Annotated in this window: 27 protein-coding genes; 7 read left to right on the forward strand and 20 right to left on the reverse strand. The window is 66.0% G+C overall.

Translation table 11 applies throughout. The features are described from left to right. Positions 1-3: 3 nt before the first annotated feature. Positions 4-627 (reverse strand): thymidine kinase, encoded by a 624-nt coding sequence (locus IG171_RS08845; protein WP_212131292.1) that lies wholly within the window; start codon positions 625-627, stop codon positions 4-6. Continuing rightward, positions 620-1,291, reverse strand: a complete 672-nt coding sequence (locus IG171_RS08850; RefSeq protein ID WP_212131293.1) for a PepSY domain-containing protein — start codon at positions 1,289-1,291, stop codon at positions 620-622. The genes IG171_RS08845 and IG171_RS08850 overlap by 8 nt, the downstream gene beginning before the upstream one ends. A gap of 172 nt (positions 1,292-1,463) precedes the next feature. Here IG171_RS08850 and IG171_RS08855 point away from each other — a divergent pair, with 172 nt between their 5' ends. Continuing rightward, on the forward strand, positions 1,464-1,754 hold the full coding sequence (locus tag IG171_RS08855; protein ID WP_212131294.1) for a YrhK family protein: 291 nt from the start codon (positions 1,464-1,466) through the stop codon (positions 1,752-1,754). On the opposite strand, the gene IG171_RS08860 is transcribed toward IG171_RS08855, so the two are convergent. The 6 genes from IG171_RS08860 to IG171_RS08885 form a co-directional block, all read right to left on the reverse strand. Then, positions 1,681-2,226, reverse strand: a complete 546-nt coding sequence (locus IG171_RS08860; protein ID WP_212131295.1) for an HXXEE domain-containing protein — start codon at positions 2,224-2,226, stop codon at positions 1,681-1,683. The genes IG171_RS08855 and IG171_RS08860 overlap by 74 nt on opposite strands. 104 nt (positions 2,227-2,330) lie before the next feature. Then, positions 2,331-3,854, reverse strand: a complete 1,524-nt coding sequence (locus IG171_RS08865; protein WP_212131296.1) for an ATP-binding cassette domain-containing protein — start codon at positions 3,852-3,854, stop codon at positions 2,331-2,333. 1 nt (position 3,855) lies between these two features. After that, on the reverse strand, positions 3,856-4,707 hold the full coding sequence (locus tag IG171_RS08870) for an energy-coupling factor transporter transmembrane component T (RefSeq protein WP_212131297.1): 852 nt from the start codon (positions 4,705-4,707) through the stop codon (positions 3,856-3,858). After that, the gene (locus IG171_RS08875) at positions 4,704-5,582 is read right to left on the reverse strand and encodes a histidine kinase (protein WP_212131298.1); all 879 of its coding nucleotides are present in this window, start codon (positions 5,580-5,582) and stop codon (positions 4,704-4,706) included. The genes IG171_RS08870 and IG171_RS08875 overlap by 4 nt, the downstream gene beginning before the upstream one ends. Continuing rightward, a complete protein-coding gene (locus IG171_RS08880) occupies positions 5,579-6,700 on the reverse strand; it encodes a nucleoside hydrolase (RefSeq protein ID WP_212131299.1) in 1,122 nt (373 codons plus the stop codon). The genes IG171_RS08875 and IG171_RS08880 overlap by 4 nt, the downstream gene beginning before the upstream one ends. 26 nt (positions 6,701-6,726) lie before the next feature. Then, positions 6,727-6,948: a hypothetical protein gene (locus IG171_RS08885; protein ID WP_212131300.1), complete on the reverse strand. Its 222-nt coding sequence runs from the start codon at positions 6,946-6,948 to the stop codon at positions 6,727-6,729. 128 nt (positions 6,949-7,076) lie between these two features. On the opposite strand from IG171_RS08885, the gene IG171_RS08890 reads away from it, so the two are divergent. Continuing rightward, positions 7,077-7,982, forward strand: a complete 906-nt coding sequence (locus IG171_RS08890; RefSeq protein ID WP_212131301.1) for a carbohydrate kinase — start codon at positions 7,077-7,079, stop codon at positions 7,980-7,982. Here IG171_RS08890 and IG171_RS08895 read toward each other — a convergent pair. Together IG171_RS08895 and IG171_RS08900 are read right to left on the reverse strand one after the other, a co-directional pair. Beyond that, the gene (locus IG171_RS08895; RefSeq protein WP_212131302.1) at positions 7,972-8,442 is read right to left on the reverse strand and encodes an SRPBCC domain-containing protein; all 471 of its coding nucleotides are present in this window, start codon (positions 8,440-8,442) and stop codon (positions 7,972-7,974) included. The genes IG171_RS08890 and IG171_RS08895 overlap by 11 nt on opposite strands. 298 nt (positions 8,443-8,740) lie before the next feature. After that, positions 8,741-9,232, reverse strand: a complete 492-nt coding sequence (locus IG171_RS08900) for a helix-turn-helix domain-containing protein (RefSeq protein WP_212131303.1) — start codon at positions 9,230-9,232, stop codon at positions 8,741-8,743. A gap of 109 nt (positions 9,233-9,341) precedes the next feature. Between IG171_RS08900 and IG171_RS08905 the strand changes: the two genes are divergently transcribed. After that, complete coding sequence (locus tag IG171_RS08905) at positions 9,342-9,980, forward strand: dihydrofolate reductase family protein (protein WP_212131304.1); 639 nt, start codon at positions 9,342-9,344, stop codon at positions 9,978-9,980. A 126-nt stretch (positions 9,981-10,106) separates the two neighbouring features. Here the strand turns inward: IG171_RS08905 and IG171_RS08910 are convergent, their stop codons facing one another. Then, complete coding sequence (locus tag IG171_RS08910; protein ID WP_212131305.1) at positions 10,107-10,793, reverse strand: SDR family oxidoreductase; 687 nt, start codon at positions 10,791-10,793, stop codon at positions 10,107-10,109. 145 nt (positions 10,794-10,938) lie between these two features. On the opposite strand from IG171_RS08910, the gene IG171_RS08915 reads away from it, so the two are divergent. The 3 genes from IG171_RS08915 to IG171_RS08925 all read left to right on the forward strand — a co-directional run bounded on the left by IG171_RS08915 (position 10,939) and on the right by IG171_RS08925 (position 12,606). Beyond that, entirely contained in the window at positions 10,939-11,562 is a 624-nt protein-coding gene (locus tag IG171_RS08915; RefSeq protein ID WP_212131306.1) for a 1-acyl-sn-glycerol-3-phosphate acyltransferase, read from the forward strand. A gap of 1 nt (position 11,563) precedes the next feature. Then, positions 11,564-12,001 (forward strand): alternative ribosome rescue aminoacyl-tRNA hydrolase ArfB, encoded by a 438-nt coding sequence (gene arfB / locus IG171_RS08920; RefSeq protein ID WP_212131307.1) that lies wholly within the window; start codon positions 11,564-11,566, stop codon positions 11,999-12,001. A gap of 110 nt (positions 12,002-12,111) precedes the next feature. After that, positions 12,112-12,606, forward strand: a complete 495-nt coding sequence (locus IG171_RS08925) for a DinB family protein (protein WP_212131308.1) — start codon at positions 12,112-12,114, stop codon at positions 12,604-12,606. 21 nt (positions 12,607-12,627) lie between these two features. Here IG171_RS08925 and IG171_RS08930 read toward each other — a convergent pair whose 3' ends face one another. The 8 genes from IG171_RS08930 to IG171_RS08965 form a co-directional block, all read right to left on the reverse strand. Continuing rightward, on the reverse strand, positions 12,628-13,575 hold the full coding sequence (locus tag IG171_RS08930; protein WP_212131309.1) for an alpha/beta fold hydrolase: 948 nt from the start codon (positions 13,573-13,575) through the stop codon (positions 12,628-12,630). Positions 13,576-13,599: 24 nt separating this feature from the next. Beyond that, entirely contained in the window at positions 13,600-14,103 is a 504-nt protein-coding gene (locus IG171_RS08935) for a nucleoside deaminase (protein WP_212131310.1), read from the reverse strand. An 89-nt stretch (positions 14,104-14,192) separates the two neighbouring features. Then, complete coding sequence (locus tag IG171_RS08940) at positions 14,193-14,693, reverse strand: YtoQ family protein (RefSeq protein ID WP_249204323.1); 501 nt, start codon at positions 14,691-14,693, stop codon at positions 14,193-14,195. 76 nt (positions 14,694-14,769) lie between these two features. Further along, positions 14,770-15,999 (reverse strand): alpha/beta hydrolase, encoded by a 1,230-nt coding sequence (locus IG171_RS08945; protein ID WP_212131311.1) that lies wholly within the window; start codon positions 15,997-15,999, stop codon positions 14,770-14,772. A 356-nt stretch (positions 16,000-16,355) separates the two neighbouring features. Continuing rightward, complete coding sequence (locus IG171_RS08950; RefSeq protein WP_212131312.1) at positions 16,356-16,772, reverse strand: ATP-binding cassette domain-containing protein; 417 nt, start codon at positions 16,770-16,772, stop codon at positions 16,356-16,358. A gap of 118 nt (positions 16,773-16,890) precedes the next feature. Continuing rightward, the gene (locus IG171_RS08955) at positions 16,891-17,190 is read right to left on the reverse strand and encodes a transcriptional regulator (RefSeq protein ID WP_212131313.1); all 300 of its coding nucleotides are present in this window, start codon (positions 17,188-17,190) and stop codon (positions 16,891-16,893) included. Continuing rightward, entirely contained in the window at positions 17,187-17,666 is a 480-nt protein-coding gene (locus IG171_RS08960) for a hypothetical protein (RefSeq protein ID WP_212131314.1), read from the reverse strand. The genes IG171_RS08955 and IG171_RS08960 overlap by 4 nt, the downstream gene beginning before the upstream one ends. Before the next feature lie 9 nt (positions 17,667-17,675). Then, positions 17,676-17,957: a helix-turn-helix transcriptional regulator gene (locus IG171_RS08965; RefSeq protein WP_212131315.1), complete on the reverse strand. Its 282-nt coding sequence runs from the start codon at positions 17,955-17,957 to the stop codon at positions 17,676-17,678. Between the two features lie 241 nt (positions 17,958-18,198). Here IG171_RS08965 and IG171_RS08970 point away from each other — a divergent pair, with 241 nt between their 5' ends. Next, positions 18,199-19,032, forward strand: a complete 834-nt coding sequence (locus tag IG171_RS08970; protein WP_037294454.1) for an SDR family oxidoreductase — start codon at positions 18,199-18,201, stop codon at positions 19,030-19,032. 14 nt (positions 19,033-19,046) lie between these two features. On the opposite strand, the gene IG171_RS08975 is transcribed toward IG171_RS08970, so the two are convergent. Continuing rightward, complete coding sequence (locus IG171_RS08975; RefSeq protein ID WP_212131316.1) at positions 19,047-19,340, reverse strand: hypothetical protein; 294 nt, start codon at positions 19,338-19,340, stop codon at positions 19,047-19,049. Positions 19,341-19,433: the final 93 nt, after the last annotated feature.

Consider the following 19,433-nt stretch of genomic DNA (forward strand, 5'->3'; position numbering starts at 1 on the left):
CCTCTACCGGCCGGCCCCGGTGAAGTGCTCACGGCAGCGAGCGACATAGGTCTCGAGGCCGCCGATGTGGCTGGCGTCGATCTCGGTGGCGGCAGGCCCCGAGGACTCAGCAGTCGCATTCGCCGCCTGTACCCCGCCCGTTCCGGGCCGACCTGAGTCCAGACGCTGATGGAAGACGGCATCGCGGCCGCAGACGGTGCACACCGCAGTGAGCCGCAGCACCTCCTCGGCGACGGCCATGAAACTGGGCAGCGGTTCGAAGGGGGCACCGTCGAAGGTCACGCACAGGCCTTCGACGATGACGTCGATGCCGTCGCCGAGGAGGTCCTCGACGGCCGGCACGAGGTCGGGTCCGAAGAACTGGGCCTCATCGATGGCGATCAGATCATAGTCCTGCGCCCGGGCCGCTTCGGTCAGTGAGCGAACGTCACCGAGGGGCATGGCGGGAATGTTCATCCCGATATGAGTGGTGATCGTCGAGATGTCCGACCGGGTGTCGAGGGAATGGGACACGACGAGGACGTCGATGGCGGCGATCGTGGCGCGGCGGACCCGCCGCATGAGCTCTTCGGACTTGCCGGAGAACATCGGGCCGGCGATGACCGTGAGACGACCGGTGTCAGTCATCGTCGACGGTCACGCGTTCGGTTTCGACATCGACCGTGGTCTCGGTCTCCTCGCCGTCGTGTTCGAAGTCGAACTGGAACTCCCTCTGGCCGTCGTCGTATTCGAGCTTCCACCCGACGAGCCGGCCCGAGCTCTTCTCCTGTGCGAGTTCGAGCGCTTCATCGAAGGTCATCGGATACGTGAGGTCGATGGCCCTCTCCTCATCATCGGTGCTGTCCTTGTCGTGGTCGACGATCTTGCCCGACTCCGCGTCGATCTCGATGTCGTGGTCGGTGGTGCCGTCGAGGATCGACACCTCGTACTGCCAGGCGCTGTCGGTCTCGTCCCAATCGAGCTCGATGCCGTGCACGATGCCGTCGCCGGTCTCCTTCAGCGCCGTATCGATCGCGTCCTCGGGGCTCACTGAGGGAGAGTCCTTGCTCAGATCCGCATCGGCGGGCAGGGCCGACGAGTCCGAGTTCGCGTCCTCGCCGGCGGTGTCATCGTCCGCGGTCGGCTCGCTCGCCTCGTCGGAGGTCCCGGCATCGCTGTCGGCCGAGGCCGCCGGTGACGACTGCCCGTCGCCGGATCCGTCGTCGGAGTCCGCATTCGAACAGCCGGCCAGGGCCAGACCGAGCGCTGCGATACCTGCCGCTGTCCTGATTGCCAAGCTGTTCGTCTTCATAGTCCTCACGGTAACAGCGAACCGCCTCGGTGCCTGCGTTTCTGAGCGAAGTCTCATCTGGGCTGTCGAAGGTGTCTCGAACCGCCAGGTGCTGACCTGCGAACTCCTCTTCGCCGAACTAGGCTTCTGAGACAGGAAGCTTCAGGGGCAAGCGAACCGGGAGGAGAGAAGCATGGGTGGAGACAGCCGTGACATTCATCTGCGGATCGGGCGAGAGGAACTCGTCATCCGTCAGCGCTACCAGTTCATCAGCATCGCCAATGACGTCCTCATCGGCCTGTGGTTCCTCATCGGCAGCTTCATGTTCTTCTCCGAGTCCTTGACCTATTCGGGCACCTGGCTGTTCGTCATCGGCAGTGTGGAGATGCTCATCCGTCCGGTCATCCGCCTCATCCGGCACCTCCACCTGCAGAGGATCGGCGGGCCCGGGGCCGCGACGTCCGATTCGACCTACGACTTCTGATCCGAGCCGACCAGTCGACTCGAACGGCGCAGTGGGCGCTCAGAGCCACCGCCGCCATGACCATGCCGCCGCGCCTCCACTCGGCGTTGTCCAGGGGCCTGCCCACCGCGGCCAGCTCTCGGCGGGCGAAGGCGGCGCCGGGCCACATGACCGGCACCGCAGTGATCACGCCCGCCGTGTACCGTCGCAGCAGCACTGAGGCCACCAGGTGAGTGAACACGTGGCCTTCGAGACCGGCGACCGCATACCGGTACAGCGGCGAGGCCCCGTGGGTCTTCGCTCCGCGGACTCCCGCGCAGGCGAGCACCGCGCCGACGAGGCCGATCGCGGCCGCACTCTGCTTCGTGTTCATCCGCAGCGCGTCGATTCCGGTGAGTTCGGCCAGATGTTCGGTCGTGGAGGGGAACGTCAGAGCCTCCTCGATATCGTGGAGCACCCATGAGGCGAAGAGCACCCCTGGTCCGCGCATCATCGCTCTTCCTCTCCGCCAGTCGTCCGACCATTCCATCACAGAACCGGACGCCGTGGGAGGGCAAGCACTGTCGCGGAGGAAAACCCTTCCCACGGTGGGATCGGTCAGGGACGGCTCAGGCGTCCCTCGGCCAAGTGGAGGAGACGGTGGGAGGACTCGCGTGCCCACCGCCGATCATGGGTCGTGGCCAGGACGGCACCACCTCGGCGGAGGAATCCGGCGATGACCGCGTCGAGACGGTGCATGCCCAACAGATCACGGCCGATGGTCGGTTCATCGAGCAGCATCACGCGGGGGTCTGCGATCAGCGCCGAGGCGATGACCAGATCCTTCCGCCGGGGCACGTCGAGGTCGAACGGATGCTCCTCGGACACGGTGGACAGGCCGGTGTCTCGCAGCACGCCTTCCACCATGGTCCTGCGCTGCGCGCGGACTCGTTTCCGATCCCGCCGCCGGTGACGGGGCAGGGGGACCGCGAGCATGAGTTCACCGCGCACCGTCGTCGCCGACAGCTGGACCCCCGGGTCCTGGCCGACCCACCCGAGACTGCGGCTGCGGGCGTGGGCGGGCATCTCTGCGAGATTCGGCCCCTCGCCGAGGCGGCCCGCCGTGATCGTGCCCGAACACGACGCCGTCCGGTCGAGGAGGCCGATGAGTGAGCGCAGCAGCGTCGTCTTTCCGGCACCGTTGGCTCCGGTGATCGCCACGAGCTCGCCGGGATGCAGTTCGAGGTCGATGCCGTCGAGGATCCGGTTGCCGTGCCGTGCCACATTGAGATCCTGCACGGTCAGAATCGGTGATGACGAAGCCGGTGCAGGAGCCGGCTGGGTGGGTGCCGAAGTCGGTCGCGTCGATGCCGGCACTGCGCGAGCGGGAACAGCGGTCGGCTGCGGTGCGGCTTCCTCGGTTCGGGTGTCCCACACGTCGTGGGCCCGGCATGCGGTGGCGAAATCGCTGTCCGACACCCGGGACACCCGGGATTCCTCTGCGGTCTCGCGGCCCGTCGTCAGCGTCCCCGTGTCGAGGAAGAGCACTTCATCGCAGGCGAGAGTCAGCTCATCGACCTGGTGACCGGTGATGAGAACCGACCTCTCCTGTGCACAGTAGGCACGCAGGGTGACCGCCAGGCCCCTGCGCACGAGTGGGTCGAGCGATTGCGAGGGCTGGTCGAGGATGAGCAGGTCAGGAGCGAGCGCGATGATCCTCGACAGGGCCACCAACTGCCGTTGACCGCCGGAGAGCGTGTCGAGGTCACGGGACCACAGGCCATCGATGCTCAGATCCGACAGAGCCTGCCGCGCCCGGGCCTCGGCCGTTGCGGGTGCGAGACCGTGCAGTCGGCAGGCCAATTGGGTCTCGTCTCCGACGTGGCTGGTCAGGCCGCTCAGTTGTGCTTCGGGGTCGTCTCCGAGCACAGCGACCGTCCCATCAGTCTCGATGCGGCCGGTGGGGGTCCCTCTGGATTCGAGCAGACCGCCGAGGAGTCGGCACAGCGTCGACGTTCCCGAGCCCACGGCGCCGAGCACTGCAGTCATGGTGCCGGGGACGATCTCGAGGCTGATGTCCTCAAGCGCGGGTGCGGCCGTGCCGGTGTAGATGAATCCTGCGTGCACGATCGTCGCCGGCATCTCAAGCCTCGCCGATCAGCTGCGAAGCGCTCGGCAACGGCAGCACTCCCGCCACGGAAGCGCCGAGGAGCCCGAGCGCGACGACAGGGACGCATACACGCATGAGCGCCTGTCCGGCCCCGTCCCGGTGGTCCTGAAGCTCAACGACGGTTCCTGTCGCACCGAGTCCGCTCTGTTCGAGCACTTCGTGACGCTGTTCGACCGTGATCAGCAAGGCGGTGAACAGTCCCACCACGATTCCCGGCAGCAGCCGCACTCGCACCCGCCATCTCTCGGTCGCCCACCCGCGAGCCTTCCTGGCTTCGATCACCTGCCGGGTGCGGGCGACGACCAGCGGGATGAGGCCGATGACCGAGGCACCCACATAGGCCGCACCCACGGGCAGACGCAGTCTGCGCAGACCGTCGAAGAGTCGGGCGGCGTCGGTTCCCAGGCCGAAGACGGCACACAGTCCGACCAGGGAGGTCACGCGCAGCCAGATCTGGACTGCGATGCTCAGACCTTCGACGCTGAGTCTGGCGGGACCGTACTCCCAGAGCACACGCACCTCGGCGCCCGGGTAGAAGAACCCCTGCACGAGCACGAGAACCAGAAGTGTCGGCAGGCACACCACTGCCACTCCCACGGCCCAGGACCGAAGACTCACCGTGGTCGACAGGCCCGCCGCGCAGCAGCTGGCGACGATGACGCCGGCCGGCACGACGGGAGAGGGGATCCCGAAGACCAACAGCAGGCCGCTGAAGAGGACAATGATCTCCGTGGCCGGATGCAGACGACGGCCGGTCCCCGTCATGGTCGGGGCTTCGGCGTCAGCGTCGGTGTTCGCAGCGGTGGCGGAACGGGCGGCCGTCATTCCGCCGCTGGGGCCGATTCGACCGGAGTGTCCGCGCGTGAGGCGCCTGTCGCCGGTGCCGACCGGCCGCGGCTGTGCGCGGCGAACGGATAGCGACCGATGATGCGTTTGGGCAGTGACCTCACCACCACATAGGCGAGGGTGAAGATCAGTGCTTTGTCGACGATGTCGGAGAGCATGCTCTGGGCGAAGGTGGCGTTGAACATCTCCAGACCCGCAGCCTGGAGGATCGCCACGACTCCCCCGGTGCCGACTCCCAGTCCGCCGCCGAAGACGTAGGCGGCGACGGGCGCGCCGATGGCACCGGCAGGAACGCCGACGACAGCGCCGACGACGACAGCGGTCCAGGGGGTGCGGAAGACGCCGAGGCGCGCGGCCCAGCCGGCGGCGGCGCCGATGAAGGCGGCTCCGGAGCTGAAGGCGATGACGCTGGGGGTCAGTGTCACGCCCCAGATGAGGTTCGACACGATTCCGGTGAAGGCCCCGGCTGCGGGTCCGGCGAGGACACCGATCATCACGGTGCCGATGGAGTCGAGGTAGAGCGGGACGGGTGTGTAGTTGCCGATGATCTGCCCGATGACGATGTTCAGGGCGATGGCGACGGGGATGAGCGCGAGGACGCTGCGTGGGATGAGGGGCAGGGTTCCGGCGGCGAGCAGCAGGCCGCCGAGGAGGTAGCCGAGCATGACCCACAGAGTGGTGTGGCCGAGATCGACACCGAGGTTCATCGGTTGGGTCAGCAGCACGGCGATGTAGGTGCCGATGACGACGAGGGTGCCCAGCAGCGTCAGGGCGAGTGTGAGGTTGCGGTTTTGTCCGGGACCGACCGCCGTGGTGGTCGGCCCCTGCCCAGACTGTCTGGAGTGTGTGGTCATGCCGGTGGTCCTTTCATCAGGGTGGTGCTGAGATGGTCGAGGAAGGCGGATGAGTTGATCGAACGGAGGATCTCCGCGTTCACGGGGCTGCCCCACCGCCCCAACCAGTCGGCGACGGTTTCGCCTCGTGTGAGTGTACCCGTGAGTTCGACGTCGACGGGTGCCCTGAGCGTCTTCGCCCAGGGCAGGGCCCCCGACGACCCGTTCGCCACCGCCGAGGCTACCCCCGGCTGACCGTGATTGCCGGAGCTCGCCGGGCCGCTGCGGTCCTGCCGTGCCCATTCGAGAGCGCATGCGAGCACGAACGGATCGTGGATGTGGGCGAGATAGCCGAGCCCGTCGGACTCGTGGAATTCGAAGTAGAACCGCAGTGCCTCGGACAGCTGGGTCAGCATCGCCTGCCACGACTGGTGAGTCTCGGCCGCTCCCTCGCGGATTCCGGTCAGCCGCTCGGAGGTCATCTCGACGGCTTCGGTGGCTTCGATCGGGGCGATCACCGGCAGATGGTCCAGGTCCCCGGCCTCATGGGCCGTGCCGAACTCCGAGAGCACACGGGCGGTGGCTTCGGGATCGAAGGTGACGTTCCATTCGGTCGTCGGGCGAGTGTTGCCGCGGTGGTTGAAGGCTCCGCCCATGATGAAGAGCCGTTCGAACAGCTTCGGCAGCTGTGGATCGATGGTCAGCGCAAGGGCGAGGTTCGTCGAGGGGCCGATGACGACGCCGATCAGTTCTCGCGGATGGGCGTGTGCCGCATCGACCCAGGCCTGGGCCGCCGACACCGCGCTGAGGGGAGCCCGCGGGGCGGGCAGGCGGGCGTATCCGGCGCCGGTGCCGCCGTGGGTGAGGTCGGCGTATTCGGGACCGTCGTGATCGGTCGTCGAGTTCGGTCCCTGCCACGCCAGTGGCAGGCGGTGGCCGGCATGGACCGGGATATCGCTGCGGTCGGCCAGTTCGAGCCATCCGCGAGTGTTCTCGACGACCTGCTCTGTGGCGACATTGCCGCCGGAGGCCGCGATGCCGACGACGTCGACGTCGTCTTGGCAGCACAGGTAGGCGAGCGCGAGCGCATCGTCGATTCCGGGGTCACAGTCGAGGAAGAGCGGCACGGTGGAGGACATGGTTCTATTGTGCCGGACGTCTCCTCTCACCGACGCCGGAACCTGGTGCCGATCAGCTCGCCGAAGGACATGCTGGTCATCCACGGCCTCTGTGTCAGAGCGAAGGCATTGAGGAAGCTGCAGCCGAACTCGCGCACCTGCCGGAAGACGTAACAGACCAGGCATTCGCCCGATCGTGGGGTGAGGATGCGTGCCGAAGCTCCATCGACGATCGTTCCGATGTCTGAATCAATGATGTTCCCGTCCATGACCACACACTTCCGGGCGGTGCTGACATGAAACGGGACCATTCTGCGACCTTTCTCGATTCTCGTCCTATTCCTGCTGGTGAGGCCTTCGGATCCCCCGTCGAATCCGCGCGCATAGAATCGGGGTCATGAGCATTCTCGTCGTCGGTGAGGCTCTCATCGACATCGTCAGCACGCCCGGCAGTTCGAACCGTTACGCACCCGGCGGTGCCCCGGCGAATATCGCGCTGGGGCTCGGCCGCCTCGGCGATGACGTCGCGTTCCTCACCGATATCGGTGACGACTTCCACGGCGGATTCCTGCTCGCGCATCTGCGCGAGTCACGCGTCGAGGTCCTCGCCCGGCCCACCGGTCGCACCTCGACCGCACTGGCGCGGCTGGCCGCGGACGGTTCGGCGGACTACGACTTCCGTCTGCGGTGGGCCCCCGACGAGTCCCTGGTCGAAGACGGCCCCCGCTCGATTCTGCACTTCGGTTCGATCGCCGCGTTCCTTCAGCCCGGCGCGACGGTCGTCGACCGCCTCATCGACCGCATCGCCTCACCGACGGACGCGTGGCCGGAGGCTGCGCTGCTCACCTTCGATCCGAACATCAGACCCTCGATCATCGGATCCCACGATGCGGTCCTGCCTCGGTTCGAAGAGCTCGCCTCTCGCGTCGATCTCGTCAAGCTCAGCGACGCCGATGCCGATTGGCTCTACCCCGATCTCGATGCACATGCCCAGATCGATCGGGTCCTCGATCTCGGTGCGGACCTGGTCGCGATGACTCGTGGTGGAAATGGTGCGATCGTGGCGACCGCCTCGGCGCGGGCGGAGGTGGGGGCGGTGCAGGTCGAGGTGCGGGACACGATCGGGGCCGGGGACACGTTCATGGTCTCGCTCATCCACGAACTGCACACCTCACGCACCTCACTGGACAGCCTCCGGGAAGCCGAGCTCACACGACTGGGCGAACGCGCGGCCGGACTGGCCGCGATCACGGTCGGACGCGAGGGCGCCGATCTGCCCTGGTCCGAGGACCTCACGCGGTGAGGTGTTCTCCGAGTTGGCGCAGGCAGATCTCGTGGCCGTTGCGGTGGCCGTCGATCATTCCCTGACCGACGAAGGAGACGACCTGGTCGACGAGGTCGACCCGGGTGCCGCTCGAGGTGGCCTCGAAGGTCCAGGTGATGATCGCGGTGGACAGGACCTGCCCCTCGCGGGTCAGCGTCTCGGTGGTCACGAGCCAGCGTTCGGGTTCGACGGCGCAGTACTGTCCCGCGGAGTCGTATTCGAGAGCTCCCGGTGTTCCGCAGCGCGCACGAATCGATCCTCCCGGCCGGAATTCGTCCACATCGCAGATCATCTCCTCTCCCTCGGGAACGCCCCATCGCACTCGCTGGTCGATGTCGGCGAAGGCAGTCCATACCGTCGAGGTCGGATGGTCGAAATCGGCGCCGAGGCTGATCGTCGCAGTCGTCGGGCCGAGCGGGTCCGGGGGGGACTCATTCACCGAAGAACGCCACCGGGTTTCCGTCGGGGTCGGGAGTCGGGGACCCGGTCGAGGAGCCGTGCATACCAGTTGGCGGCAGTCCTCTCCCCGCCGACGCTGATGGTGGCCGTGAGTCCGTTGAACATGATCGCTCCCTCGTGATCATTGTCGCCGTTGAGTGATTGTATTATGCAATCACCTTTTCCAGGGAACCACACCGGTCGCGAACGGACAAGGGGGCCATCGCTCTGAGCGAGCGGCAGCCGTCGGCGGCGGACTCGGCCGGTCGGCGCCAGACGTCCTGTGGGCTGCGGCGGGTTCAGCCGTTCGCGATCTCGGACTCGAAGGCCGCCTGCAGTCTCTGTGAGGCTCGTGTTGCCTGCGGGTCGGGGCGGGGAATGCCGAGGTGGATCTCTCTCAGCTCGTCCATGAGATCGGCGACGAGCCGAGGATCCTCGGCCATGAGGCGGGAGCGGATCGTCAGCTCCCGCGAGGTCGTCCGGTGGGTCATCCCCCAGGTTCCGAGCGCGACCATGACCGGCAGGGTCTCGACCCCCGCCTCGGTGAGGGAATACTCCGCTCTCTGCCCGCGAACCGCTTCTGCCTTCGTCAGCAGCCCTTCGTCGACGAGCTTCTTCAACCTGCTGGCGAGGATGTTCGAGGCGATGCCTTCGTCGTTGAGGGTGAGCAGCTCGCGGAAGTGCCGCCTGCCTCCGAAGATGATGTCGCGCAGAACGATGAGCGACCAATTGTCCCCGAGCACCTCGACGGCGACATTGATCGCACACCCCGAACGCGGTCGATTCGTCATGTGTCCACCTCCAGTGATTGCACTTGACAACTACTCGATCGTACACTGGACCGATTGTGCGATCACGCACCGTTCCCAGACACCGCCGAACCACCACACTGGAGTGCTCATGGCCAAAGCATGTGTCAACAGTCTCTTCGTCTCACTCGACGGCTTCGCCGCTGGCGAGTTCGTCACGCTCGATCAGCCGATCGGCGAGGCACAGGCGCTGTTCTCCTACTTCGACGGCCAGGGAATCGAGGGCGTTCACACCGTCGACGGCCCCATCACGGCCGACCGTGCGCTGTTCGCCATGTGGGGTCAGGGCAGCGGTGCCGAGATCATGGGGCGGAAGAAATTCGGGCCCCAGTCGGGGCCATGGCCCGATGACGGGTGGCGCGGCTGGTGGGGTGAGCAGCCGCCGTTCAGGACCCCCTGTTTCGTCCTCACACACCATCCGCGTGAACCGATGGAATTCGACAACGGCACGAGCTTTCATTTCATCGGCGCCTCCCCCGCCGAAGCTCTGGCTGAGGCGACCGCCGCGGCCGACGGCCTCAACGTCCGCATCGGCGGCGGCCCCTCGACGGTCAGGCAATTCCTCGCCGCTGGTCTGGTCGACTTCCTGCACATCGTCGTCGTGCCGGTCGTCCTCGGCCGAGGTGTCGCGCTTTGGGAGGGTCTCGATGGAGTGGAGAAGGATTTCGCCGTCGAGTCCGTGACCACGGCGAGCGGTCTGACCCACCAGCTGTGGAACCGGCGAGGCTGAGCCATTGCCGACCGGTCGTCGCCGATGCGTCAGACCCGATGGCTCGTCGTTCCTTCCGGAGCGACGGGCCATCGGGTCCGCGGGCGCTCAGACCTGCGGGCGTTCGGGCCCGCGTGGCGATTCGGGTCAGCGGATCGCTTCGGCGATGGGTGTCTGACCGTCGTAGAAGTTCACGGTCTCTCTCACCGCCGCCGAGTTGGAGATGACATGGGTGATGACATCGGCGACGAGTTCGCGGGAGGTCACCCGCACATCGTCGGCCGGCTTCTGTCCGTCGACGTCGCCGGCGGCGTCGGCGATGAGGACCTTCCCCGTCGAGGGTTCGAGGGTCAGTCCGCCGGGGCCGAGGATCGTGTAGTCCAGCGAGCTGGCCCGCAGGTGTTCATCGGCTCCGTGCTTGGCCTGGACGTAGGGGTAGAAGGAGCTGTCAGGATCGACACGGTCGGAGTCGACACTCGCGCTGGAGTAGGAGACCATGACGAAGCGCGTGACTCCCGCCTGAGCTGCGGCATCGACCGAGCGTTTGGCGGCGTCGAGGTCGACGGCCTTCGTGCGGGCGGGGTTCCCGCCTCCGGCTCCGGCGGAGAAGATGACCGCCTCGGCGCCGGAGAAGACATCCGCGAGCGCGTGTGTGTCAGCGGTCTCGATGTCGAGCACGACGGGATTGGCCCCAGCGGCTTCGACATCGGAGGACTGCTGCGGGTTGCGGATGACGGAGTCGACGACATACCCCGCGTCCTTGAGTTTGGGGGCGGCCAGGAGGGCGATCTTTCCGTGCCCGCCGAGGATCACTGCACGAGCTGAATCAGACATATCTTCCTCTGCTGTCGGTGAAGGATGGTATGGGAGACAGCGATGAGCGGCCGGTGATTATTCCCTCCCGGCAGACGTCCGATTCTCTGCTCGCGCACATGGACGCCGATGGGTTCGCTCACACGGGTGCTCTACCGTTGAGACCATGATCCGACTCCTCATCGCCCGCGCCTTCTGGACAGTCAGTCGGTGGAAGCTCGTCACCGAGCCGGCCCCGAAGCGACCGACCGTCCTCGTCGGCGCGCCGCACACCTCCAATTGGGACTTCGTGCTCATGCTCGCCATCGCATGGAGTCTGGGCGTCGAGGTGCATTGGCTGGGCAAGCATTCCCTCTTCGCCGGGTGGCGGGGGCCGATCATGCGCGGACTCGGCGGCATTCCCGTCGACCGGTCCGATCCCGGCAGGATCGTCACCGAGGTGGTCGCCCGCGTTCGGGCCGGGGAGGTCTTCGGCCTGGTCGTGACCCCCGACGGGACGCGCAGCGGGCACACGCACTGGAAGTCCGGATTCCACCGCATCGCCGTGCAGACGGGCATGCCGGTGACCTTGGGATACGTGGATTCCCTCACACGGACGACGGGCCTGGGCCCGACCCTGGAGATGACCGGAGACCTCACCGAGGACATGGACAGGATCCGCGAGTTCTATGCCGATAAGCGCGGCATCCGACCTCAGATGCAGATCACGCCGAGGCTGCGCGAAGAGGATGCCGCCTGCGACGAGGATCCCGAGACCGGCGACCGCAATGGCGATCCGGAGCCGAACTGAGATGGATGTGCGCGTTCCTGCCGGACCCGGCATCCCCGCCGGACTGGTCATTCCCGCCGGCGAACTCACCGAGCAGTTCTCCCGGTCCTCGGGACCGGGCGGTCAGCATGTCAACACCTCGGATTCGCGAGTGCAGCTGAGTTTGGATCTGGCGAGCGCGTCTTTTCTCACTGCCGTTCAGCGCGAGCGAGTGCTCATCCGACTGGCGCCGAGGCTGTCCGGCACCGTGCTGACGGTGGCGTCGGAGACACAGCGTTCCCAGCTGAAGAACCGGCAGGAGGCGCGAATGCGTCTGGCCCAGCTGCTGCGGGAGGCCCTGGCCCCGCCGGTGCGGAGAAAAGCGACGAAACCCTCACGCAGCTCCCGTCGCCGTCGGGTCCGCGCCGAGCAGCGGCGTTCGCAGATCAAACGCAATCGGCGCCGGCCCCGTCCAGAATGACCGCCGCCGACCGAGACTCCGCATGCCCGGCACAGGCGGAGCCCCGCCTGACCAGCCACTGTGGCTGCGGCCCCGTGACAGGATCGATGCCGGAGAGCACAATGGGCACCATGACTGCCAACGCAATTCTCACCGACCTCATCCAGCGCCCCGCCCAGGCAGCCGAGGCACTGCCGGCCCTCTCCCCCGACCAGCTCAACACCCACCTCGGCGGGCATCCGAATTCGATCGCCTGGCTGCTGTGGCACAGTGGCCGTGAGATCGATGCTCAGCTGTCCGACCTCACCGGGTTCCCGCAGCAGTGGGAGGATTTCCGCGAGCGGTTCGACCTCGGTGAGATCGGCGAGACCTTCGGCCTCGGTCACACTCCCGAGCAGGCTGCGCAGATCCGCGTCGATGATCAGCGGCTCCTCATCGACTACCTCAAGGCCGCCCTCAACGCGTGTGCCGAGTACGCGGACACTCTCACCGACGCCGATCTAGCCGAGGTCATCGACGAGAACTGGACGCCGCCGGTCACGCGTGGTGTGCGCTTGGTCTCGGTCATCGACGACGCCGTCCAGCACATCGCTCAGGCCGCCTTCATCGCCGGGGCCCTGGGCTGACCCACACAGCAGCAGGCGGCATCACTGAGTCGTTGTGACTCGGGTGGCGAAGTCGAGGATCTCGCGCTCCGCCTCGGCGCGGGTCAGAGGCTCATTGTGCACTTCGTGCCGCACTCCGGGGAAGACTCGCGTGCGAACGTCGTCGTGCCCGGTCTCGCGGAGCCGATTGGCCACGTGAAAGGCGCCTTCGCCGTAGTTGGCCACCGGGTCCTGCTCACCGGCGAGGATGAGCACCGGCAGCTGTGCGCCGATGGCCGAGTACCAGGCTCGGTCATTGGCTTGGTCGTAGACGTCGACGAAACCCTGCATGAATCGTGCGCTCATCGGGGCGCCGAAATTGTTGAACGGATCGCGGCCGTGGTCGGCGACGACGTCCTCGTCCGCAGCGACCCAGGCGGTGGGACCGGCCTGAGGACCGCACCGGTCGAGGAAGCCGTCGAAGAGCTGATCGACGAGCTGCTCCGACGCCGGTTCGGCTCGGTTGTCACCGGTGGCCGATCTCTTGAGGTCTTCTCTGTCGACAGTTCTCTCGATTCCGCGCATCTGCGCGGCGATCCCGCACAGGACGAGTCCCGCCAAATCGCCGGCGGTCCGGGCAGCCATGACCCGCGCGATCATCGACCCCCAGCTGTGTCCGAACACGACGCAGCGAAGATCCGGAAGGATCTCACGGACCTTCCGCTGCAGAGTCAGCTCATCGGAGACGACGACGCGTGCCGCATCGTCACCGGCATCGGCCCAGATGCCTGACTGCATGGCCGTGCGGCCGTGACCGGCATGATCGTCTGCGGCAACGGCGAATCCCGCGTCCAGCAGAGCACTGATGAGGTGGAGGTAGCGTCTGGAATGCTCGCCCAAACCGTGGATGAGCTGGACCACGCCCTTGGGCTCCGCGGCGGGTGTGTGCAGCCACCCATGGATGACATCGCGGTCGTTGCTCGAGGTGAAGTCGATTTCATACAGGGCCAAGACGGAGCTCCTTCCTCGGGTTGCTCACGGAGTGAGCGTGATTCCATGCAGTCGTGCCTGCAGCCGACGCAGCTCATCGCTGAGATCCGGGTCCGGTCCGGTGACGTCGATGTCGGGTGCGACGGCGTTGATCGGCAGCGGCAGAACGGGGCCTGCGGCAAGGCCCCATTCCTCACTCCACGCCGTCAGCTGTTCGCTGCTGCTGGCGTAGACGATTCGCCCGAGCCCGACCCATGCATGGGCCGCCGCGCACATCGGGCAGTGTTCGCCCGAGGTGTATACGGTCGATCTCGCTCGTTGGTCCCGGGTCAGGTGCGCTGCCGCCCACCGGGCGATCTCGAATTCGGGGTGGCGCGTGTGATCGCCGCCGGCGACTCGATTGCGATCGGCGAAGAGCTCTCGACCGTCGGCATCGACCAGCACGGACCCGAACGGTTCGTCTCCGGCCTCGAGCGCTTCACGTGCCAGGTCGACGCTGCGGCGAAGGAATCTGCGGTCATCGTCATTGAGATCGGATCGGTGTGCCATGTTCTTCATCCAATCACAGATCGTGCCGACTTCTCAGTCCCGGAGCCGACGCCGACGGCATCGACGACGGCTCCGGGGCTGAGTCGTGTTCAGGCCCTCAGGACGTAGCGCAGGGTCTCGACCACCTGATCGGTTGTTGTGCACCAGGCCTTGGCCTCAGCATCGACCTCTTTGAGGGCATGGACGATGTCCGCATCGTGCAACGTCACATACGGCTTGCCGAGCGCGGCGCAGTAACCCGCGTCGAAGGCCGCATTCCACTGCTTGTACTTATCGCCGAATCGCACCACCACCATGTCGCTCTTCTCGATCAGGGTGCGGGTGCGAATCGCGTTGACCTTGGCCGACTGGTGGTCACGCCAGAACTGGCTGTCATTCTCACCGAGGTGATCGCCGGCGGCATCACTGGCCGGGTGGTCGGTCACCGGCGCGGTGAACTCGACGTCGAGACCGGCGGCCTCTGCGCCGCGTTGGATCTCATCGCGCCAATCGGTGTGGATCTCGCCGGAAAGATAGACGGTGAAACTCATTGGTGAAGGCTCCTGTTTCGAATGGTGGCGGAACCGGATCGTTCGCTCAATCACCACCATAGCCAATCGGCGATATTCACGTCGGCTCCGCCGACTCTCGCGCGCTTTCACGATATGCCGCGCCGACCACGCCTGGTCAGCGAAGCCGTTCGGATAAGTAGGCCTCTGCGATGCTCAGGTGCCCCTGGCTGCCGAGTGAGTTCTTCGCCTTCTGCGTGTAGGCATGGTTGGCGAGCGGAATCCGCACGGTCTGGACGTCGACTCCGCGGTCGCGGGCGGCATCAGCCCAAGCGAGCTGGTCGGAGGGAGCGATGACGTCATCGCGCATCGCGATCATCACGAGCATCGGCGGCGCCTCGTCGGTCATGTGGGTGGAGGAATTCACCGCCGCGTAGCGCTTCGGGAACTCCCCCGGTGTCCCGCCGGTGAAACTCGTCGCGAAGATGCGCGTGCCCGTACCCGCGCCAGGACCGGCCGGTGCGTTCTCGTACAGGCCCGTCACGTCGAAGGCGGGATAGTCAGCGACAACCGCAGCCGGGACAGGAACCTCCCCACCGCACGAGGACTCGGCGGCACCTTGGGCTGCGGCGCCGGCGGTGTTGGCGACCATGTTGCCGCCGGAGCTCTCGGCCCAGAACGCGAGACGGTCCATGTCTGCGCCGAGCTTGTCTGCGTGGGACTGAATCCAGGTCGCGGCGCACGCTACCTGCGAGGGCGCGCTCTGCCAGGTCGCGTTGTCCTGGGTGGCGAGTTCGTAGTCGACCGAGATGACCAGGTAGCCATGATCAGCGAGTTCGCGCAGCTCCGAGCTCGAAGCGTTCGCCTCGCCCGCGATCCAGCCGCCTCCGTGGACGTACATGATCGTCGGTGCCGGGCCCTCAGTCCCGTCCGGCTCGTAGATCGACACGGCCAGGTCGTCTCCTGAACTGGTCTGCTCGTACACCTCTTGGCGGTCGGGCTTCGCCGTGTCGATGGCGGACAGTCCGAATGTCGCAGTGAACACGTTCACCGATCCGCCGGCCGATGTGATGGCACCGACGAGGACAATGATGACGGCGAGATTCGCAGCCGCGCCGACCCCACCGAGCACTGTCGCCGCTGCTCCGGCGCGTCGACGCCCTCGACGCACAGCGATGGTTCCGACGCTGAGGACGATCAGCCCCACCAGAGCCACCAGGGGTGCAACGGTGGGCGCGAAGCGAGATGCAACCGTGCTGAGCGGACCGAGTCCGGGCACGAGCGATGCGACTCCGATGATCGCGGCAATCACGCCCACCACGATCGCCAGGGCAAGGGCCGCTCCCCAGACCGCCTTCGCGACGGCCCGTGGCCCCGACCGCTGTGACGAACTCGTACTGTCGGTCATCTTCAGTCCTCGGCTTTCGATCTTTCAGGTTGGCCTTCGACCTGCATCAGATCCCCTGGCTGCGAGCAGATGCTGACATTCGGGGGCAACTCTAACGCACGCCGATCTCAGCGACCTCACTGTTTCGTGTGCGGCCAGGACGAGGACAAGCCGGTTGCAGTGGGCAGCTCACCTGAAAGCGCACGCCGACGGGTGAGCGTCGAAGAGGCAGCGTATCGATCGATTCACGTCGGCCGATTTGCGGACCTTATGCTCAGAACTCACTGACGAACAGGACAGATCTTTATACGTTGAACCTGAACTCCACCACGTCCCCACACCGAGAAACATCTGTTCGCCAGGTCCGCTCCCTCCCGTCAGAGGCCACTGCAGACCTTCCCAGTAGGCGAAGCCGAGCTGGACGATGACATCCGCACGGAATTGACCGCGAAGTCGACCTGCGCGTCGTCGAGGCCGAGCAGTCGCTGGACGATGCGCATGTTCTCCGCGCCGGTCAGGTGCGCATACCCCGGCGGAGTCTCGATGAGCGAGCCGACACCGCCCGGCAACTGCCGCCGGGTGCTGCGGGTCATCGGCTGGCCCAGCACCTCGACCTCGCCGCTGGTGGGACGGATGAGCGAGAGCAGCATCTTCATGGTCGTCGATTTGCCCGAGCCATTCGGCCCGAGGAAGCCGTAGACACTGCCTTCAGGGATGCGCAGGCCGAGACCGTCGACGACGATGCGGCCGCCGTAGGCCTTCGTGAGGTTTGAAGGTTCGACGGTGAGGGACATGCCTCCACCCTCGCGAAGATCAATGGCGGTGTCGTCTGCCGAGGCGATCATCTTCGACTAGTCGATCCGCATTACGTCGGGCAGCAGACCGGGGCGCGCGCGGCCGCGACGCCAGTGTTCACCCGGCGATCGCTCTGAGCGCAGCCAGGTGCTCCTCGACGACCTCGCGACCAGCACCAGTCAGCGCCACCCAGGTCAGTCGGCGCGCATCGGACCGCTTCTCCGACGCTTCCTTGCGCACGGAGACCAGGCCCGCGTTGGCGAGGACGGCGAGGTTCTTCGAAAGATTCGCATCGCTCAACTCGAGCGCATCGCGAATGACCGAGAACTCCAATTCCTCGGCGCGGCGCAGCAACCCACAGATGCGCAGGCGGGTTGGGGCATGGACGACCTCGTGGAATTGCGCTTTCGTGCTCACGGTCCGGTCACCGATCCTGCCAGCTCTCGGCGGAGCTCACGGTCGTAGTGACGCCCCATGACCCACGTCGCGAAGAGGCCCGACAGCGCAGGTAGGAGAGCCCACCAGGGTGCGGGTTCCGTCACGCGCAAAGCAAGCGCCGTCCCCATCAAGACGATGTTGATGACCATGAGGACGCGCTGGAGTTGCCGGGTGGAGGGGCCGGCGGCCCGCGAGATCCAGACCCCCGTGCGAAGCGTGTACACCCGGACGAGAAGCGCGATCCCGATGACTCCGATCGCGACGAGGCCGAAGCCGAGTGCGCCTGGGTACGCAACCCCGAAGATCATCAGAGCGACGATGACGCCGAGGATCGAGTGATACCACCAGGGCGTGATGACCCGCTGGGCCAGACGCGCTCCATCAGCATCGAGAGCGGACAGCGCTTCCCGCGCCGCATCGCCATCAGAGGCCCCCGAACCAGAGTCATTTTCCATGTCGGCAAGTCAAGCATTGACTTTCCAGCTCGTCAAGTCACCTAGGGCGCTTGCCCACTCGGACGCGGGGGCCAGGCCCAGGCGGTGGGCGAGAACGACCGCTTGGGCCTGGTCGCGCAGCTGAAGCTTGGCGAGGATGCGCAGCACGTGCACACGCGCGGTGTTCTCCGAGATGACCAGCTCCGCGGCGGTCTCCGCGTTGAACAGCCCGCGTCCTGTATACACGAGCACCTCCCGCTCACGCGCGGTGAGCTCGTCGAGCCGCTCTTCCGATGCAGAGCCCACGGCCATACGGCGCTATTCTGCGAAGCAGTCGAGCATACGGACGCCACCGCGTCCGCTCGACCGCGTACGAACAGAGCATGTGTCGGCCGCCGGCAGTTGGACGCCGACTGCCGGCGACCAACCGTCGTGCCTCACACGTTGAAGCGGAACTCCACCGCGTTCCGGCACGAAGCAACCTCTGAGCAGCTGACAGCCGCGCAGAACCGTCGTACGCGACCGGGCACTCTGGTCTGTTTCAATAGAGGCCATGAACCTCGAACCGACGCATCCTTTGACGCGCGTCCCGTTCCCTTTGAAGGGCAAGTCCGCTGTCGTGACCGGGGTCAGCCGCCGCGCGGGGATCGGGTACGCCATCGCATGCAGACTCGCCGCGTACGGGGCCAACGTGTTCTGTCACCACTTCTCCCCACATGATGCCGAGCAGGAGTGGGGCAGCGACGACATCACCGCTGTCCTCGACGGCGTTCGATCACACGCCGTGGGCGATGCACGCGTTGCTGACCTCCACGCCGATCTGGCTGACCCAAACGCCGCCGAGCAGGTAATCGACGCAGCCGTGGGCGAGTTCGGCCACGTCGATGCATTGGTCTGCAATCAAGCGCTAACAGGATCCGACGGCCCCATCGGTGAGTTGAGTGCCGCGGATCTCGACCGACACTGGGCAGTCGACGCGCGCGCATCGATTCTGCTCACCCAGTCCTTCGCTACACATCACTCCCCAGGGAGTCCGGCGTCAATCGTCTTCCTCACATCAGGCCAGGACCTTGGCCCGATGCCCGGCGAAGTCGCATACGCGGCAGCCAAGTCCGCGATCGCCGGAGTCACGACGACGATCGCCGATCAACTCGCCGATGACAACATTCGGGTCAACACGATCAATCCAGGCCCCGTCGACACTGGTTATCTCACCGACGACATGTGGCAGTTCGTCAAGCCCATGTTCCCGTTCGGGCGATACGGACAGCCGGATGACCCGGCGCGCCTCATCGCGTGGCTCGTAACCGACGAGGCATCGTGGCTCACAGGCCAGATCATCAATACCGAGGGTGGGTTCGGACGCTGGCGTCCCCGCGGAAGCTGAACTCCGAAGAGAATCTATCTAGCCTTTTTTGACTTCTCCCGGGGAGGCTCATAGACCGCGCCCAGACCAACGGCTGCCAGAGCTACGACAAAAGCCCCAACCACTCCGGTCACAAGAATAATCAACCAGAACAGCACTGCAGTGTCTTGGATCGCGATCGCGATAGAAACTAGTCCATAAACGATGGCCCCGCCTACGAGCGCAATGAAGATCAGCGCCGCAACGTTGCCCGCATTGAGCTTACGAGTCAGACGGTGCGTCTCTCGTTCCTTGAGCAATTGCGCCTCACTCGCGATAAGCATGTCCATGTGCGTGAGTGCATCCGGAACGTCCTCCAGCTTCTGTCGGATGTCCGCGTGCAAAGCAATCCGGCTCTTCACAGATGAGGGTGTAGGAGCTGG

The sequence above is a fragment of the Brevibacterium sp. SMBL_HHYL_HB1 genome (genome assembly GCF_018208375.1).
GTDB lineage: Bacteria > Actinomycetota > Actinomycetes > Actinomycetales > Brevibacteriaceae > Brevibacterium > Brevibacterium intestinavium.